The following is an 18,899-nucleotide window of genomic DNA, read 5'->3' on the forward strand; positions in this document are numbered from 1 at the left end:
AAACAGTGGTGTAACTTGATAATCTATTGTAATAAATCCAGTATTGCTATAGCAGTAACTGCTTCAACTACAGGTAATGCTCTAGGCACGATGCAAGGATCATGTCTGCCTTGTATCTCTATTTCAGCATTCTCCTTCTTTTCTATATCTACAGTCCTTTGAGTTTTACTTATTGAAGGAGTAGGTTTCATTGCAACTTTGAATACTAAAGGCATTCCATTAGTAATTCCACCTAGAATCCCTCCATTATTATTACTATAGGTTTTTATCTTATCTCCATCAATATAGTATTCATCATTAGCCTCTGACCCCTTCATTTTTGATATATCAAAACCTACGCCAAATTCTACTCCTTTTACTCCAGGAACAGAAAATAGCAACTGTGCTAAAGTGCTTTCTACTGAATCAAAGTAAGGATCTCCAACTCCTACTGGCAAATTAATAACTGCTGTTTCTATAACTCCTCCTACTGAATCCCTTTCTTCTCTAGCCCTTATAATAGTTTCCTGCATTTTTAAACCTATGCTCTCATCTAATACTGGAAATGAATTCTCTCTTAATGCTTTTAACTTTTCACCGTCTATTTCCACCATATTAAAGCTCTTGTCTTCTAATTTTTCAATACTTTTTACATGGCTTCCAATTACTATACCTTTACTTTCTAAAATCTGTTTGCATACTGCACCAGCAAATACTAGTGGTGCTGTTATTCTTCCCGAAAAATGGCCTCCTCCTCTATAATCGTTAAATCCATTGTACTTAACATATCCTGTAAAATCACCATGAGAAGGTCTCATTAAATTCTTAGTTTTTTCATAGTCTTTTGAATGCTGATTTGTATTATGAATTATTGCACAAAGAGGTGTTCCTGTGGTTCTTCCATTAAAATAGCCGCTTAATATTTGGAAACTGTCTTCCTCTTTTCTTGGTGTGCCCAGCTTATTCTTTCCTGGAGCTCTTCTTTCCATTTCTTTATTAATATAGTCTAAATCTAACTCTATACCTGGTTCAAGTCCATCAATATTTATTCCTATAGCTTTTCCATGGGACTCTCCAAAAATAGAAAGTTTAATTTTATTCCCCCAAACTCCACTCATTTAAATTACCTCCTAGCTCTTTAAAATGCTCCCAAAAATTCGGATAAGACTTTTTAATACAAGAAGAATCCCTTATTATTACTGGTTCCTTACATCTTATTGATGCTACTGCTAATGCCATAGCTATGCGGTGATCATTCCAGCTATCCACAGTGCCACCTATAAGAAATTCCTTACCTCTTATTACCAGACCATCTTCTTTTTCTTCTATATCTGCCCCAATTTTATTAAGTTCAGAAGTTATAGCACTTAATCTGTCTGATTCCTTAAATCTAAGCCTTGATGCATTTACTATCTCTGTAGTTCCCTCGCTTAATGCTGCTAGTACCGTAAGCACAGGCACTAAGTCTGGACACTCCGCAGCATCAATAACTGTGCCTTTTGTTTTAGATGGTATCGCTTTAATTTTGTTTCCTTCTACTGAGATTTCTCCACCCATACTTTTTATTATTTCTAATACAGCCTTATCTCCTTGAAGAGAATTTATGTTCATTCCATCACAAACTACATCTGCTCCTATGCTGCCAGCAACTAACCAGAAGGCTACCTGTGAAAAGTCTCCTTCAACTCTATAGTCTGATGCTTTATATTTTTGGTTTCCTTTTATAATGAATTCTCTATAGTTAACATTTTCAACATCTACAGAAAAAGTTTTAAGAGCATCTATAGTTAAGTCCACATAAGGTTTAGATTCCAATTCTGTTGTAACTATTATTTTTGAATCTCCATCTAAAAGTGGAAGTGCAAACAATAAACCACTGATAAATTGTGAACTTACATCTCCTTTAATTCTGTATTCTCCAGCTTTTAATTTTCCATCTATAGTTAGTGGAAGTTTTTCATCTGCATTTTCATAATGAATTTGTTGTTCGTCAAATATTCTATAATAGTCTTGTAGTGGTCTTTCTACAAGCTTACCTTTTCCATCAAATGTAACTTTTTTTCCTGTAGTAGCAGCTACAGGTATTAAAAACCTCAAAGTAGACCCTGATTCAAAACAATTAATACTAACATCTTTAGGTTCTAATTTAGCTGCACCCTTTACTTTTATTTTTGAAGCTTCTTTATCTAATGCTATCTCTACTCCTAGGTTACTCATAGCTCCACAGGTAGCTTCTACATCTTGAGAAAAAACCACATTATCAATATTACTAACACCTTCAGAAAGTCCAGCGCAAATTACTGCTCTATGACAAACACTTTTTGATGTTGGAATTACTACCTCACCCTTTAGCTTGCTTGGATTAAGTGTTACATGCTTCATAAATTTCCTCCTATTTTATAAAACTATCTATCAAATAATAATTGACTTATAATCTTAAATATAATCTTCTAATTCATTAAATCTTACTTTTCTGATAACTCCTTCACCTATTCTTTTAAGGAGAATCAAATTAATATTTTCACCACTACTTTTTTTATCTAAAAATATGGTACTAAACGCCTTTTCTTTATCCATTGCTGGCACTTTATATGGAAGTTCATATTTTTTCAATACTTCTTCAATACATTTTGAAGCACCTTTTTCTGTAATATCAAGTTTTTCACTTTTTCTAGTTATTTCGGCCATTCCAATAGCCACTGCTTCTCCATGAGTATATTTTTTATAATTAAAATACTTTTCTATAACATGACCTAATGTATGGCCAAAATTCAGAAGCATTCTCTCTCCAAAGTCTTTTTCATCCTGCTCTACCACTGATTTTTTAATACTGCAGCATTTGAATATTAAAGAATCTATATTATCTAAGAGTTCTTCATCCTTTGTATAATTCATTAATTGATCAATTATACTTCTATCCCTTATGCACCCATACTTTATGACTTCTGCCAATCCATCATGTAAAAATTTTTTATCCAATGTCTTTAGTAGCTCTGGATCTATAAAAACTGCTTTTGGCTGATAAAAACTTCCAACTAAATTTTTCCCCCATGGTAAGTCTACAGCTACCTTTCCACCTATGCTGCTATCTACCTGGGCTAAAAGAGATGTCGGCACTTGAATATAGGATACTCCTCTTAAATAAGTAGAAGCTGCAAATCCTCCTAAGTCTCCTACAACACCACCACCAAAAGTTATTATTAGATCTTCTCTTCCAAGTCTAAATTGAGAAAGTTCATTATATACTTCCTTAAGGGTATCTATAGACTTACTTTCTTCACCTGGCTTTAAAGATATAATTTTTGTATTAAATCCTTTTTCCTCAATAACTCTTTTTAAATTCTCTAGATGCAGTTTTGCTAGATTATCATCTGTAATTATAGCTATTTTTTTACTACTATAATTTTCATCTAAATATTCTGCTATTCTGCTTAGAATATTTCTCTCAATACAAATTTTATAACTATTTTCTTTGAGATCTATTTCAAGTACATTCATATTCATACCATCTTTCTTCGTTTTTCAGAGGCATTTTTAAAAATATTAATTAAGTTTTGCTTATCCTCTGATTTTATAGCTTTTTTAATTTCCTTAATACTTTCCTCAAACTTTTCGATTTCAGCAACTAAGCTTTCTGAATTTAAAGCAAAAAGCTCAGACCATAATGTAGAATTTATATTTGCAACCCTTGTAGCATCTTTAAAACTTCCTGCAATAAACAATCCTACGTTTTCTATCATGTTTGAATTCATAAGTGATACTGCTATAACATGAGGGAGATGACTTGTATAAGATATTATTTTATCATGCTCCTCTGGAGTTAAACTTACTACATTTTTACACCCCATAGATCTTGCCATTTTTTCTATTAGTTCTATATTTTCTCTTTTATTTCTTTCAGCAGGAGTAATTATATAGTTAGCATCCTGAAAAATGTCCTTTGAAGCCGATTTTAAACCCTTCGATTCTCTCCCTGCCATTGGATGACCTCCAATGAAATCCATACCTTCCGGTAAAAAAGAATTTATTTTTTCCACTATCCCACTTTTTATGCCACAGGTATCAGTTATAACAACACTCTTCTTAAAATTCTGCTTATTATCATTTACAAATTTTACAGTTTCCTCCGGATAAAGGGCTATAATTATTAAATCTGCTTCCTTTAAAAAACTTTTACCATTCTTACACCCTTTATCAATTATGCCAATTTCTAGAGCCTGTTCTAAAGCTCTTTCATCCATATCAATTGCACATATTTGGCGGGGCTTCAACTCTTTAAGTGCCATTGCATAAGAGCCTCCTATAAGCCCAAGACCTACAATCACTATATTAAAATCAAAATCACATTCATCCAAAATATCCCCTCCAAATTTAATGTTTTTTTTCATATATTTTTAACTACTTATTATTATTTTTTCTTTAACTTAATTTTTAAACACTCTTTTTCCCTATGTTTGCTATTACAACCAAATCCTTCATAAGAGAATCAAATCTTTCAGGTTTTATAGACTGCTGACCGTCACATTTAGCATTTTCAGGGTCATTGTGCACTTCAATAATTAGACCATCTGCTCCAACAGCTACAGCTGCTTTAGATAGTGGCTCTACCATCCACCACATTCCTGCTGCATGACTTGGATCAACTATTACTGGTAAATGGCTTAGTCTTTTTATTGCAGGAATAGCACTTAAATCTAAAGTATTCCTTGTGTAAGTTTCAAAGGTTCTTATACCTCTTTCACATAAAATTACATTTTCATTACCTTCTGACATTATATATTCCGCAGACATAATCAACTCTTCAATTGTAGCAGATAAACCTCTTTTTAAAAGTATAGGCTTAGTTGTCTTTCCTAGCTGCTTTAGTAGTTCAAAGTTTTGCATATTTCTTGCTCCTACCTGTATAATGTCTACATCTCTCTCAAATTCATCTATTACATCAGCAGACATAATTTCCGTTACAATTGGTAATCCTGTTTCTTGTCTAGCTATTTTTAATAATTCCAACCCCTGTTGTTTAAGACCCTGGAAGCTGTAAGGTGAAGTTCTTGGTTTAAAGGCTCCTCCTCTTAAGAAACCTGCTCCACTTTCCTTCACTGTTTTTGCTATTTCAACAATTTGCTCTTCACTTTCTACTGAGCAAGGTCCTGCTATAACCGCTAATTTGTCTCCTCCTATGGTTTTATCATTAACCTTTATTACTGTATCATGTGGATGAAATAATTTATTTGCTAACTTATAAGGTTGCTGTACCTTAGTAACTCTTTCTACAAACTCATTTGCTTCAATTTTACTTGGATCAATTTTTGTAGTATCTCCTACAAGGCCCAATATGCAGTGTTTTTCTCCTTGTACAACACTTACTCTACAGTCTTCCATTTCAATTTTTCCTTTCAATTTTAGAATCTCCTCTTTAGTTGCATCAGCTCTCATAATCACTATCATGATTAGCCCTCCTTAATTTAAATTTATTTTTTCTAAGCTTCATGTTTTATATATGATTAATAACTCTTTTGCCGGCTATAGAGCTAATTAATACGAATTTTGGTATGTACAAATACACTTTTTATCAAATTTAGTAAAAAAAAATAAGGCTCTAATGAGCCTTATCCTATAAATCACTTTGTGTTATTTTATGCCTGTAGTGGTTCCCTACAGGTTATAAACTTCGATTTATTAAACTCATTGAAAACAGGAATATATATTTTTTTGCAGAAAAAGTAACCAGCGCTAAAATAAAAATAGCCCCAGCTAAAATAAAAATAATATTTTCCGCTTATTCCCTTTCCAATGATATTTTTCATGATTTAATCCTCCAAATATACTTTCACTTAAAATAATTTTTTATCGGCTTTAAACATAAGCCTGTATTTAGTAGTTATTATATCACTTTGATTTTTTATGTCAATAAAGAATTTTCTGTTTTCTTCAGTTATATGTTCTGAGTATCCTTTATATGGCTTATTTGCTAGCTTTATCACAACATAAAAATTTATTTTTTTAACCAGTATTTTTGATTACTTTTTTATCCATTTTTAACTAAATTTATTCCAAAACTTGAGTTGTTAGATATTTTAATGGTATAATAGTAAACAAGTATTGAATTTAAGGTGTACGGATAACTTGATAATAAGCTCAAGGAGGAAATAGAATGAATAAAATGGCGTTATCTATTATAATGACGATAGTATTAACGGTAATTACAAGTGGCAATGCTTTTGCCGCACCAAGTACAAGCACATCAGATGCATTAAAACAGGCAAAAGATAACAAAAAAGAACTACAAGCAAAAGTTCAAACATTGGACAATCAAATTGATGAGGTTCTAACGAAAATTGATAACAATAAAAAAGATATGAATAAAATAGCTCAAGATATTAAAAATACGCAAATTAAATTAGATACTATAGAAAAGAATTCTCAGGAGCAAGATGAACTATTCAAAAGAAGAATTCGTAGTATGTACATAAGTGGTACAGGCAGCTATCTTGAGGTACTTTTAGCATCAGATAATTTAAGTGATTTTATATCAAGATTTGATATGATTACACAGGTGATAAAATTTGATAATCAAGTAATTGCTAAGCTAAAAGAAAAGAAACAAGCTATAGCAAAGGAAAAGGATAATTTAAAGCATGAAAATGAAAAATTAGAAGCTTTAAAGACAGCCAATGAAAGCACTCTATTAAATTTAAATAAAGAAATAAAGGAACAAAAGACTCTTCTAAGCAAAGCAACTGAAGAAGAAAAACAACTGTTAGCTGAAAATGCTTCTAGACAGTTGGCTTACAATAATAGTAAAAATTCTAATGGTGGTACCTTATCTCGTGGTACATCAAAATCTCTTTCATACTCACAAGTATTAAATATGCAATCAACCGCATATTCAGGTGATGGTATTACAGCCTCTGGTGCTGCAACTAGGAGAGATCGTGATGGATATAGCACTATCGCAGTAGACCCCAGAGTTATCCCAATAGGATCTACAGTTTATGTGGAAGGATACGGATATGCTATTGCACAGGATACAGGTGGAGCTATTAAAGGAAACATCATAGATGTGTTTTTTCATTCAGAATCCGAGGCCAATAGCTGGGGAAGGAGATCCGTTAAGGTTTATATACTTAAATGATTCTATATTTTCTATTATCTATAATAATTTTTCTTATAGTAATAGAGGTCATAACTGTATTGTTCAAGTTAACAGGCTTGTCTGAGGAAAAGGCTAGATTTCAAGTTATATCTCTACTTACAGGTTCAGGTTTTACCACAAAAGAAGCTGAACTTATAACTCAGCACCCCTCAAGAAGAAAATTAGCTCAAATTCTTATGATTGTAGGATATATTGGATTTTTGACTGGAATTTCATTTTTAGTAGATATTATAAAAAAATCACTTTCTTATAAAACAATCACTATAGTTATAGTGTTTTTTATACTGGTCTATATGTTTTTTAAAAACAAATTTCTACTGTCTTACTTTGATAACTTTATTGAGAAGATTATTTTAAGGAAACAGCTTAAAACAAAGAGTCCTAACAAAATGTATAAGCTTATTACTAGAGCTAAAGGCTACGGGGTTTTTAATATATTAATAGATGAACAATCTTCACTAGTTGGAGTAGCTTTAAAGGATTCAAACCTAAAACCTCGTAATATTATAGTTTTAAATATTGATAAGGGGAATCAATTTATTGGTTTTCCAACTAGAGACTACGTCATAGAAAAGGGAGATAATATACTTTTGTATGGCAAGGTAGATGAAATCATTAAAATCTTTAACATTAATTGCAAAAACAAGAATTAGAAAATAAAATGTAAAAGGGCTATCTCACAATAGAATAATTTCTATGTGCGGTAGCCCTTTTTACATTTTACCTACTAATAGCTTTTTCTTTATTTTTGTTTTTATGTCTTAAGTAAATTTCATTTTCAAAAACAAATTCAATTATTTTTTCTCTTTCCCTTTCTGTAATAATATCAAAGTAAATTCCATAAAGGTACACCGTAGTATCAGGATCTGAAATTACCTCTTTTCTTGTTATCCTGCTGAGCAGAGAAATTCCGGATTTTATATTCATAGAAACTATTACTTGATTACCTATGTCTAAGTGCTCTTGACACTGCAACATTATACCGCCACCGCTTATGTCAGTTATAATAGCAGTTTTGTATTTATTATTGGCTAGTACTTGAGTAGGTACTTCCTGAATGGCATTATAATGGACATTATTTGTAAAAGCAGTGTAAGAAACCTTTAAATTAATGGGAGTCCTGTGATACATTCTTCTGTCAATAGTCCTTAATATTTCCGGTGGACTTAATACAAGATACATGTAATCATTTTCATGTTTTGTTCCTAATACAAGTGATTTGCAAAGTAGTAATTCTCTTCCCTGCAAAATTACAGTTTCAACCTCTTTATTTATAGGAAAAATAAAATGTTCATAAAAATCAACTCTTACAAGAATACAATTCTTATAAATCTTTGTTATTTGTCCTGCACAACTTCTACTTTCATGCAGCAGCTGAATTACTTTATTGCAGTTATCTAAATCAACTAATTTGGTCAAATCCTAGCCACATCCTCTATAGGTATTTTCCTTGCTATTATATATTAACATCTTAAAGCTTTCCCTAATAACTTTTCTATAAATCATTTCAATAATCCTTCTAAAATTCTTATAATCTTTGTATATTCTACTAATATTTTAAACTTAAAACATATACAGTATCATAATAATTATAGTAAATTCTATTGAATTCTATTATAATATATACAAGAATGAAAACTTATTTTTAATAAAATAAATCATTATTTCTGTATTAAACCTTTACTATTTATGATAGATAACTATAGACAAAAGGGGTGTAAAATCATGGAAACAAATATATTGTTAGAAAGCGGAACTGGCGAGGTAGAAATATTTGAGTTTATAATTAATAACAAGCATTATGGAATAAATGTTGTAAAAGTGAAAGAAGTTATAGAAACAGATAATTTGACACAAATTCCTCAATCTCATCCAGCTATTGCTGGTCTTGTTCTATATAGGAATGAAATAATATCTCTTATAAACTTAAAATATGTTTTAGATGGAACTTCTGCAGTGTCTAAGAAAAATACTATAATATTATGTGAATTTAATAAAACTAAAGTTGCTTTTAATATTGACAGCATGGTAGGAATTCATAGAATGGGATGGGATAAAATAACAAAACCAGATGCACTTTACGCCAATTCTTTAATCATAGGTAATATTATGCTTGATAACAGGATAATATTTCTATTAGACTTTGAAAAGATTGTTACTGACATAAATCCAAAAGTAGGCATTAGCCCAGAAAGAATTGAAAATGTTGAGTATAAAGACAGATCTAATATCAAACTCATGCTAGCGGATGATTCCTTCTTAATCAGAAGTTTATTAAAGGATACTTTAACCCAGGCCGGATTCAATAACTTAAAGTTCTTTGATGATGGTGAGCAGGCTTTAGATTATTTATATAAGCTAGAAGCAGAAAAGAAAGAAAATTTTATTGATGACGTACAAATACTTATAACTGATATAGAGATGCCTAGAATGGATGGTCTTACACTTACTAGAAAAATTAAAGAGCATAAAACACTAAGAAAGCTCCCAGTAATTGTTTTTTCATCATTAATTACAGATGATTTAGCTCATAAAGGAGCCTCTGTTGGAGCGGATGCTCAAATAAGCAAACCTGAAATCGGTAACCTGGTAAAAATAATTGATAAACTTATAGCAAACAGTAACTAATTATTTTAATCTATTATACTTATATGTAATTTATTTTTTCAGTTCCCTGATTATAGCAAAAAACTAAGATTCTTGCTATAATTAGAGAGTTGAAAATGCTTACATACACTAATTTGTCAAAATTTTAAATTGATTAAATTTTTTTATTGTGTTATAATTTAAAAAAATTTAATACCGCCGTATGAAGGTAGCGGGATTTTTTTAAACCGCTATTGGACGGACCTCTGGAGAGACTCAAATGAGCACCGAAGGGGAAAACCAAGTTTTTGGTGAAACTCTCAGGTAAAAGGACAGAGCATTTTTATATTAAGAAAAATAATTATTAGCTTATTAAGTTATTTGCTTTTAAGCTTATTAACGATTACTTATTCTTTTTTTAAAAATCTTGTTTTCCAGAGACTAACTTTAAATTTAGTCTCTTTTGTTTTATCCGATGACTACCCGCTCTAATACTCCCTCATCTCAAAGAGTACGTTGCGAGCGGCTACGTCCCTGGATTCGTTCAACTAAGAATCAGATGGGGCTTGAACCCCCATCTGATTCAAGTTTCCACTTCATATTTGGGTGGTTTTAAAATATATTTTAAGAAGGAGCGATACATAAAATGAAATCATTTGTAACTGTATTAGGAAACGATAAGGTAGGTATTATTCATGAGGTAACTTCTGTACTGTCTAAAAACAATGTAAATATTTTAGATATTAATCAAACTCTTCTAGAGGGTTATTTTACTATGGTAATGCTTGTAGATTTATCAAAAATGGAAATAGACTTTACAGAATTAAAAGATAAACTTGAAAGTAAAGCTAATGAAATAGAAGTTTCTATTAAAATTCAACGAGCAGATATATTTAATTCAATGTACAAAATTTAAATTATAAGGAGTTTTGAACCAATGATCAATTTTAATAATATAATGGAAACAATAAAAATGGTTGATAACCAAAATTTAGATATAAGAACAATTACAATGGGAATATCTCTTTTAGATTGCTGCCATAGTGACGGAAAACAATCAAGAATTAAAATTTATGATAAAATAACTAGATATGCTGAAAACTTAGTTAAAGTTGGAAGAGAAATTGAAACAGAATATGGAGTACCTATTGTCAATAAGAGAGTCTCTGTAACTCCTATATCTATTATTGCTCAAGCTTGCGATGATACTGATTATGTTGAATTCGCTAAGACATTGGATAAAGCTGCTGAAACTTTAGGAATTGACTTTATAGGAGGGTTCTCAGCACTTGTACAAAAAGGATATTCTAAAGGAGACAAAATACTTATAGAATCTATTCCCGAGGCTTTAGCTGTTACAAAAAAAGTTTGTTCCTCAGTAAATGTTGGAAATAGTAAATCCGGAATAAACATGGATGCTGTAAGAGATATGGGTAGAATAATAAAAAGAGCTGCTTATCTTACAAAAGATAATGAGAGCATAGGTTGTGCTAAGCTTGTAGTATTTGCTAACGCAGTAGAAGATAATCCGTTTATGGCTGGTGCCTTCCACGGGGTTGGAGAAGCAGAATGCATAATAAATGTTGGGGTTAGCGGACCAGGAGTTGTAAAGTCTGCCCTTGAACAAGTAAAAGGACAAAGTTTTGATATAGTTTCAGAAACAATAAAGAAAACTGCATTTAAGCTAACAAGGCTTGGTCAATTTGTTGCACAAGAAGCTTCAAAAAGACTAGATGTTCCTTTTGGTGTAGTTGACTTATCCCTTGCTCCAACACCAGCTATAGGTGATAGCGTAGGAAGACTTTTAGAAGAAATGGGACTTGAAAGCTGTGGATGTCATGGAACTACTGCTGCTTTAGCTCTTTTAAATGACGCTGTTAAAAAAGGTGGCGTAATGGCAGCTTCCCAAGTAGGTGGTCTTAGTGGCGCATTCATTCCTGTAAGTGAAGATGAAGGAATGATAGCAGCAGTAAAAGCTGGTTCTTTAAATTTAGAAAAATTAGAAGCAATGACTTGCGTTTGTTCTGTAGGACTTGATATGATTGGAATACCTGGAGACACTCCAGAATCAACTATATCAGCTATAATTGCAGATGAAGCAGCTATTGGGGTTATAAATAACAAAACGACTGCAGTAAGAGTAATCCCTGTTTACGGAAAAACAGTTGGTGATGAAGCCGAATTTGGCGGTCTTTTAGGAACAGCTCCTATAATGCCTGTAAGCAAATTCTCCAGTGAAGACTTTATAAACAGAGGCGGACATATTCCTGCACCAATCCATAGCTTTAAGAACTAATAAAATAAAGCTTGAATCAGATATGAATGGGTAGTCCTTAGATGAATTGGGGGAAATAATAAAAACAGGATTAGCATTAATAGTTTTCTATTGCTAATCCTGTTTTTTAATTACTTTCTAGTCTGTCCTTCTCCATAAATGATGTATTTTATGCTAGTCAATTGCTCAAGTCCCATAGGTCCCCTTGCATGAAGTTTTTGTGTGCTAATTCCTATTTCCGCACCAAAGCCAAATTCACTTCCATCTGTGAATCTAGTAGATGCATTTACATATACTGCTGCTGCATCAACTTCATTCAAAAATCTTTGAGAATTCCTGTAATTATTTGTTACTATAGCTTCTGAATGCTTTGTTCCATATATATATATATGATCCATTGCGTCATCTATTGAGTCTACAATTTTTACTGCTAAAATTAAATCTAAATATTCAGTTTCCCAGTCCTTTTCACTAGCACTTACTATATCCTTTATATATTCTCCAGTTTTCTCACAGCCTCTTATCTCTACTCCTAAAGATTTCAAGCGCTCTCCAAGCTTTGGTAGAAGCTTTTGTGCAGCATCTTTATGAACTAATAATGTCTCCATAGCATTGCATACACCTATTCTTTGAGTTTTTGCATTAATAACTATGTTCTCAGCCATCTCTAAGTCAGCCTCTTCATCAACATATACGTGGCAATTTCCTATTCCAGTCTCAATTACAGGTACTGTTGAATTTTTTACTACAGTCTGTATAAGGCCTGATCCACCTCTTGGGATTAACACGTCTATGTATTCATTGAGTTTCATCATAACATTAACTGCTTCTCTATCCGTTGTTTCTATAAGCTGAATACTTCCCTCTGGAAGACCTGCTTCTACTGCAGCCTTTATAATAGTATTTGCTATAGCTATATTAGAATTTATTGCTTCCTTACCACCTTTTAATATAGCAGCATTTCCTGATTTTATACACAAAGCTGCTGCATCCACGGTAACATTAGGTCTTGCCTCATAAATCATCCCTATAACACCAAGAGGTACTCTTACTCGCCCAATCTGAAGGTTATCTGGATTTCTCCACATCTTTGTTACTTCTCCTATAGGATCAGGCAATAAAGCAACATTTTTCAACCCTTGTGCCATATCTTCTATTCTCTTAATATTTAAAGCCAATCTATCTAAGAGTCCTTGAGACATACCATTATTTTTACCATTTGTAATATCTTTTTCATTTTCCGCTAATATAAAATCACTATTCTTTACTAAAGCCTCACTCATAGCAATTAATGCATTATTTTTGGTCTCAGTACTTATATAAGCAAGTTTTCTTGCGGCTTTTTTAGCTAGTAACCCTTTCTCCACCATATAATCATAAATATTCATTCATCTATCACCTCATTTTAAAATCTAACCATATTATTGCAATGAACTATTTCGTCATAATTTTTATATCCTAGCTTACTCTCTATTTCATCCGTCTTCAAGGATTTTATTTGTTCTATTTCTAATGAATCGTAATTAGTTATTCCTCTGCCTATTTCAATGCCTTCAGTATTTACAATAGAAACAATCTGACCTTGATGAAAGAATCCCTCTACAGATAATACACCTTTAGGTAGAAGGCTCTTATGTTCTTCAACTAGAGCTTTAACTGCCCCATCATCTATTACTACTTTTCCATTTATCTCTGTGTTAAAAGTGAGCCAGTGTTTACGCAACTGAAGCGGATGTTCATTAGGCGCAAAAAAGGTTCCAACTTCCTCTTCATTTACAACATCTCTTATAATATTATTATTTGCTCCATTTACTATAACCATTGAAACACCAGCAGTAGTAGCGATTCTTGCAGCACTTATTTTTGTAGCCATTCCTCCAGTACCTAAAGAAGTTCCTGCCCCTCCTGCACATTTTTCAATTTCCTCTGTAATTTCTTCAACTTCATGTATAAGTACTGCATTAGGGTTTGTTCTAGGGTTACTATCATAAAGACCTTCAATATCTGAAAGTAAAATCAATAAATCTGCCTCAATCAAAGAGGATACAATAGCTGATAAAGTATCGTTATCTCCAAATTTTATCTCATCAACTATAATAGCATCATTTTCATTTACTATCGGAATAACGCCCTGTTCAAAAAGAGCAAAAAACGTATTTCTTGCATTTAAAAATCTTGTTCTATGGGACATATCATCTTTAGTTATAAGAATTTGTGCCGCTACCTTTCCATATTCGGAAAAAATTTTCTCATACATATGCATAAGTATTCCCTGTCCTACTGCAGCAGCAGCTTGTTTTTCTGGAATAGTTTTAGGTTTACTCTTAAGTCCTAGCCTACCTACTCCTGCTGCAACAGCTCCGGATGTAACAAGAACTACTTCCATACCTTGATTGTGCAAGTCTGAAATTTGTCTTACAAGCTTTTCAATCTGATTAATGTTCATTAAACCACTCTCGTGAGTTAACGTTGATGATCCTACCTTTACTACTATTCTTTTTATGTTTTTTAGATGTTTCTTTCTAATACTCATACTTCTCTATCCTCTTCATAAACGATTTTAGGTTATTTAATTCTTGGAAATGTGTTCGCTGCGGCAGTCATAACATAAGTTTTTAAATTTTCACCTTTTTTATTATAAGTGATTTCTAAAGCTTCATCTAATGTTTTCACTACCTTTATATTAGCCTTTTTAAGAAGCTCAGGGTTTAAATCTGAAACCATTATAACATCAAACTTACAAGCAGTTTCACAGAAAATATATCCTACATCCTTTGAAATACTGTACTCTCTTCTTAATTCTTTTTCTCTATCTAATAAAGTGTCAAAATTAAGTAATATATCTTGAACGTCTTGATTTCCTCCAAGCCCCTCACTACATTCACTTAGAATGATTATTGTTCCACCTTCTTTTACTGCTTCTCTTGCATTTATAATAGTTTTACTAGTTTGATAGAAGTTTATATCCTTTGGATAACCACCTGCTGTAGCTATAACAAGATCTGCTTTATCATTTATTTCTACACCATCCATTTGTTCTACTATATTACAGCCTTCATAAAAAGCTTCTACATAATTACCACTAACAGCAGCAGCTATGTTTCCATCATGTCCCGCAATTACATTAAATAAGAATGTAGGTTTTAAAAATGCTGCAGCCTGCATCATATCTTCATGTATTGGATTTCCTTTAAGCTTTCCGCATTTTGCATCCTCATTTTTACCTTCACCTAAGTTCTTACTAAGAGAAAGTGAGTGGTTTTTCATTATAGTTTCATAAGATGATATTCCTGGAAGAACAGTCTTTCTTCCTCCACCACAACCTGCAAGGAAATGATATACAATACCTCCTGCAAGCACTACATGATCACACTCTACAGCTTTTTTATTTAAAATTACTGGTGTTCCATATGTAGTTTCTCCAAGGTATACTAAATTTTCCTTATCGAAGCAATCATGATCAATCACATCAAATCTTTTTACTAAATCCTTACCTATAAGTTTTTCATGTTCTTCAGCAGTTTGATTTCTATGAGAACCTAATGCACTTATGATAGTTATATCTTTATCATTTACCCCACCAGCATTTAATTCCTCTATAATTTTCGATAGAAACCTATCTGTTTTCTGCCATGCCCTTGTAACATCAGGTATAACCAAACAAACAGTTTCACCTGAATGAACAAGTTCTTTAAGTCTTGGACTTCCTATTGGATTATGTAATGCATCTAAAATGATTTCATCCTCTGACTTAGTTAACTTAAACTCATTTCCTTCTATTATTCCCATTAAATTTTCTTCTTTCAGCGAAGCAGTAACTTTCACCCTACCATAATTCATTTCAATTTTTTTCATAATAACATAGCCCCCCTAATTTGAAAAATATATTAAAGTCAAGTAAAATCTTATAACTTAGTGTAAGTATACCACAATTTAATTATGATATGAAGGGAAACTAGGAATTGGATTTGAATAATATGACAAATTATGTTTAATTATCAAATTAATTGGAAAATCAGTTTGTATTAAGTTTTTTTAATAGTTATTTGATTTATATACATAAATTTATTATACTATAAATATGTTACATATCAATTCCATTTTATTCAAAATATTAACAGGAGGTATTTTTAATATGAACGAAACAATTAAGACGCTATTAAGCAGACGTAGCACAAGAGTGTATAAGCATGATCAGATTAAGGATGAAGAATTAAATACAATATTAAAGGCTGGTATGTTCGCACCTAGTGCAATGAACCAACAATCTTGGTATTTTACTGTAATCCAAAACAAGGAATTATTAAATAAAATAAATGAAGTATGCAAATCTATTTTTCTTAAATCAGGAAATAGAACCTTTGAAGAAAGAGCTAAATCTAAAAGTTTTAATGTATTCTATAATGCTCCTACATTAATTATAGTTTCTGGTTACGAAAAAGCTATAGCACCACAAATTGACTGCGCTGTTGCACTAGAAAATATGTTTTTAGCTGCCGAATCAATGAATATTGCTTCCTGCTGGATTCATGCAATAACTTCTTTCTCAGATACTGAGGAAGGATCAGCTTTACTAAAAGAGCTAAATATACCAGAAGGTTATAGTGTCGTTGGTTCAGGTGCATTTGGTTATAAAGCATCAGGAACCGATAACATAGCACCAAGAAGAGAAAATGTTCTAAATATCATTAAGTAGTTTTTAAGGTTACTTCACTAATTGAGGTAACCTTAAATAAAAAAATCTAGCCATCGGTTCTTTTCCCGATGGCTTTTCTATCTAACCTTCACACTTTTTTAATAAAGTTTCCCAACGCTTATCTATCTCTTTTTGCAATTCAGCAATCATATGTTCATTGCCTTTTTTAAACAAGTGCTTAAATCTTCCCTGTGGTTTTAAGAAGTCTTCTATTGGAAGCTTATTTTTAGGTTTATAACTTAGTCTCCACTCTCCATCTTCAACCTCAAACATAGGCCAGAAACATGTATCCACTGCCAATTTGCACATTTTCATCAAATCAGCAGTCTCATATCTCCATCCTCTTGGACATGGAGCTAATACATTTAGAAATGCTGGTCCTTTTTTGTATATTGCTCTATGGGACTTTCCATGTATATCTTTAAAGTTTCCCATGAATGTTGTCTGGGCTACATATGGTATATTGTGGCTTACCATTATTTCTGTTAAGTCCTTCCTAAACTGAGGTTTACCTTGTGATACAGCTCCAACTGGTGTTGTTGTCGTGTCTGCATACTTAGGAGTTGCCGACGATCTTTGGATTCCCGTGTTCATATAAGCTCCGTTATCATAGCATACATATACAAAGTCGTGTCCTCTTTCCATGGCACCAGACAGTGATTGAAACCCTATATCATAGGTTCCTCCATCTCCACCAAAAGTTACGAACTTATAATTTTCATTAAGTTTCCCTTTCCTTTTTAAAGCATTGTATGCACCTTCCACACCACTCATAGTTGCTCCTGCATTTTCAAAAGCATTATGTATAAAAGAATCCTTCCATGATGTATATGGATGCATACATGTAGAAACCTCAAGACATCCTGTTGCGGAACCTATTACCGCCTTATCCTCTTCCTCTATAGCTCTAAGCACACTTCTCACTGCAATAGGAGCCCCACATCCAGCACACATTCTATGACCGCTGGCCAATCTTTCTGGTTTATTCATTTCTTCTTTAAATTTATATTCCATTGTACTCCACCTCCTACTCTCTAACTCCTAAATATCTATATATTTCACCATAAGTTCCTGATGCATCTATTTCGTTCAAATCATCATAAACTTTTTCTATATCATTTATTGCAACATCTCTTCCTCCTAAGCCATAAACATAGTTTACTATCTTAGGAGCATTTTCTACATCAAACATTGCAGATCTCACTTCAGCAAAAACAGGGCCTCCACAGGCTGAAAAACCTTCTGATCTGTCCATTACAGCTATGACCTTTGTATTTTTAAGAGCCTCTGCAATTCTTTCTGCTGGGAATGGTCTAAATACTCTTATCTTAAGTAATCCAACCTTTTTCCCTTCCTGTCTTAATTTATTTACAGCCGCTTTTGCAGTTCCTGCAGTTGAGTTAATTAGTACAATTGCATATTTTGCATCTTTAAGTTGATATTCTTCAAATAATCCATATTTTCTACCTGTCATTTTTTCGAATTCTTCAGCTACCTCTAAAATTACCTTTTCTGCATTTACCATAGCCTGTGCCTGAAGTCTCTTATGCTCTATATAGTATGCAGATGTATCATATGGACCTACAGACATAGTTTCCTTTGGATTCATAAGGTAATGCTCTGGATTATATTCTCCGACAAATGCTTTTACCTTTTCATCCTCTATCAATTCAATATTTTCAACTGCATGGCTTGTTATAAATCCATCCTGGCAAATCATCACTGGCAATAGTACATCTTTGTGTTCACCTATTCTCATGGCCTGTACGAAATTATCATAGGCTTCCTGATTGTTTTCAGAATATATCTGTATCCATCCTGAATCCCTTGCTCCCATACTGTCAGAATGATCTGCATTTATATTTATAGGACCGGATAATGCTCTGTTTACTACCGCCATAGTTATTGGTAATCTATTTGAAGCAGCTACATATAGCATCTCCCACATTAGAGCAAGTCCACAGGATGATGTTGCTGTTATTGTTCTTGCACCTGCTGCTTGAGCACCAATAGCTGCAGACATTGAACTATGCTCACTTTCTACTGGTATAAATTCTGTTCTTACTTTTCCATCTGATACATACCTTGAGAAATATTGAGGAATTTCTGTAGAAGGCGTTATTGGAAAAGCAGGCATTACATCTGGCTCTATTTGTTTCATAGCTATTGCTATAGCTTCATTTCCTGATAGTCTCTCTTTTATACTCATA

The 18,899-nt window shown here is 32.5% G+C and carries 18 protein-coding genes and 1 riboswitch; of the genes, 6 read left to right on the forward strand and 12 right to left on the reverse strand.

Features of this window, described 5'->3' with window-relative positions:
* Nucleotides 1–23: 23 nt before the first annotated feature.
* The 6 genes from aroC to CLMAG_RS32670 all read right to left on the reverse strand — a co-directional run bounded on the left by aroC (nt 24) and on the right by CLMAG_RS32670 (nt 5,960).
* The gene (aroC, locus tag CLMAG_RS25155; protein WP_066629238.1) at nt 24–1,097 is read right to left on the reverse strand and encodes a chorismate synthase; all 1,074 of its coding nucleotides are present in this window, start codon (nt 1,095–1,097) and stop codon (nt 24–26) included.
* Nucleotides 1,075–2,361: a 3-phosphoshikimate 1-carboxyvinyltransferase gene (aroA, locus tag CLMAG_RS25160; protein ID WP_066629246.1), complete on the reverse strand. Its 1,287-nt coding sequence runs from the start codon at nt 2,359–2,361 to the stop codon at nt 1,075–1,077. Before aroA ends, aroC begins: the two co-directional genes overlap by 23 nt.
* Before the next feature lie 54 nt (nt 2,362–2,415).
* Complete coding sequence (gene aroB / locus CLMAG_RS25165; protein ID WP_066629249.1) at nt 2,416–3,477, reverse strand: 3-dehydroquinate synthase; 1,062 nt, start codon at nt 3,475–3,477, stop codon at nt 2,416–2,418.
* A gap of 2 nt (nt 3,478–3,479) precedes the next feature.
* Nucleotides 3,480–4,334, reverse strand: a complete 855-nt coding sequence (locus tag CLMAG_RS25170) for a prephenate dehydrogenase (protein WP_066629251.1) — start codon at nt 4,332–4,334, stop codon at nt 3,480–3,482.
* 76 nt (nt 4,335–4,410) lie between these two features.
* Nucleotides 4,411–5,424: a 3-deoxy-7-phosphoheptulonate synthase gene (aroF, locus tag CLMAG_RS25175; RefSeq protein ID WP_066629254.1), complete on the reverse strand. Its 1,014-nt coding sequence runs from the start codon at nt 5,422–5,424 to the stop codon at nt 4,411–4,413.
* A 386-nt stretch (nt 5,425–5,810) separates the two neighbouring features.
* Complete coding sequence (locus tag CLMAG_RS32670) at nt 5,811–5,960, reverse strand: hypothetical protein (protein WP_161487028.1); 150 nt, start codon at nt 5,958–5,960, stop codon at nt 5,811–5,813.
* Between the two features lie 170 nt (nt 5,961–6,130).
* On the opposite strand from CLMAG_RS32670, the gene CLMAG_RS25180 reads away from it, so the two are divergent.
* Together CLMAG_RS25180 and CLMAG_RS25185 are read left to right on the forward strand one after the other, a co-directional pair.
* A complete protein-coding gene (locus CLMAG_RS25180) occupies nt 6,131–7,111 on the forward strand; it encodes a 3D domain-containing protein (protein WP_066629257.1) in 981 nt (326 codons plus the stop codon).
* Nucleotides 7,108–7,785: a TrkA C-terminal domain-containing protein gene (locus CLMAG_RS25185; protein WP_066629260.1), complete on the forward strand. Its 678-nt coding sequence runs from the start codon at nt 7,108–7,110 to the stop codon at nt 7,783–7,785. Before CLMAG_RS25180 ends, CLMAG_RS25185 begins: the two co-directional genes overlap by 4 nt.
* A 67-nt stretch (nt 7,786–7,852) precedes the next feature.
* Here the strand turns inward: CLMAG_RS25185 and CLMAG_RS25190 are convergent, their stop codons facing one another.
* Nucleotides 7,853–8,551, reverse strand: coding sequence for a flagellar brake protein (locus CLMAG_RS25190; RefSeq protein ID WP_066629262.1), 699 nt, complete (start codon nt 8,549–8,551; stop codon nt 7,853–7,855).
* Nucleotides 8,552–8,857: 306 nt separating this feature from the next.
* On the opposite strand from CLMAG_RS25190, the gene CLMAG_RS25195 reads away from it, so the two are divergent.
* The 3 genes from CLMAG_RS25195 to CLMAG_RS25205 all read left to right on the forward strand — a co-directional run bounded on the left by CLMAG_RS25195 (nt 8,858) and on the right by CLMAG_RS25205 (nt 12,014).
* Entirely contained in the window at nt 8,858–9,760 is a 903-nt protein-coding gene (locus CLMAG_RS25195) for a chemotaxis protein (protein WP_066629265.1), read from the forward strand.
* 214 nt (nt 9,761–9,974) lie between these two features.
* A riboswitch (glycine riboswitch) is annotated at nt 9,975–10,064 on the forward strand.
* Nucleotides 10,065–10,364: 300 nt separating this feature from the next.
* The gene (locus CLMAG_RS25200; RefSeq protein WP_066629268.1) at nt 10,365–10,634 is read left to right on the forward strand and encodes an ACT domain-containing protein; all 270 of its coding nucleotides are present in this window, start codon (nt 10,365–10,367) and stop codon (nt 10,632–10,634) included.
* Nucleotides 10,635–10,658: 24 nt separating this feature from the next.
* Nucleotides 10,659–12,014, forward strand: coding sequence for a PFL family protein (locus tag CLMAG_RS25205; protein ID WP_175562193.1), 1,356 nt, complete (start codon nt 10,659–10,661; stop codon nt 12,012–12,014).
* A gap of 110 nt (nt 12,015–12,124) precedes the next feature.
* Here the strand turns inward: CLMAG_RS25205 and CLMAG_RS25210 are convergent, their stop codons facing one another.
* From CLMAG_RS25210 to CLMAG_RS25220, 3 genes are read right to left on the reverse strand one after another with little or no spacing between them, the layout of a single operon-like run.
* Nucleotides 12,125–13,381 (reverse strand): glutamate-5-semialdehyde dehydrogenase, encoded by a 1,257-nt coding sequence (locus CLMAG_RS25210; RefSeq protein ID WP_066629271.1) that lies wholly within the window; start codon nt 13,379–13,381, stop codon nt 12,125–12,127.
* Nucleotides 13,382–13,398: 17 nt separating this feature from the next.
* Nucleotides 13,399–14,526, reverse strand: a complete 1,128-nt coding sequence (gene proB, locus CLMAG_RS25215) for a glutamate 5-kinase (protein ID WP_066629274.1) — start codon at nt 14,524–14,526, stop codon at nt 13,399–13,401.
* A 32-nt stretch (nt 14,527–14,558) separates the two neighbouring features.
* A complete protein-coding gene (locus CLMAG_RS25220; RefSeq protein WP_066629277.1) occupies nt 14,559–15,848 on the reverse strand; it encodes a lactate racemase domain-containing protein in 1,290 nt (429 codons plus the stop codon).
* 280 nt (nt 15,849–16,128) lie between these two features.
* Here CLMAG_RS25220 and CLMAG_RS25225 point away from each other — a divergent pair, with 280 nt between their 5' ends.
* Nucleotides 16,129–16,689 (forward strand): nitroreductase family protein, encoded by a 561-nt coding sequence (locus tag CLMAG_RS25225; protein WP_066629280.1) that lies wholly within the window; start codon nt 16,129–16,131, stop codon nt 16,687–16,689.
* 81 nt (nt 16,690–16,770) lie between these two features.
* On the opposite strand, the gene CLMAG_RS25230 is transcribed toward CLMAG_RS25225, so the two are convergent.
* Both CLMAG_RS25230 and porA read right to left on the reverse strand, forming a co-directional pair.
* The gene (locus CLMAG_RS25230; RefSeq protein WP_066629286.1) at nt 16,771–17,703 is read right to left on the reverse strand and encodes a thiamine pyrophosphate-dependent enzyme; all 933 of its coding nucleotides are present in this window, start codon (nt 17,701–17,703) and stop codon (nt 16,771–16,773) included.
* A gap of 13 nt (nt 17,704–17,716) precedes the next feature.
* A complete protein-coding gene (gene porA / locus CLMAG_RS25235) occupies nt 17,717–18,898 on the reverse strand; it encodes a pyruvate ferredoxin oxidoreductase (RefSeq protein ID WP_066629288.1) in 1,182 nt (393 codons plus the stop codon).
* Nucleotide 18,899 lies beyond the last annotated feature (1 nt).

It is taken from the genome of Clostridium magnum DSM 2767 (genome assembly GCF_001623875.1).
Classification (GTDB): domain Bacteria; phylum Bacillota; class Clostridia; order Clostridiales; family Clostridiaceae; genus Clostridium_AM; species Clostridium_AM magnum.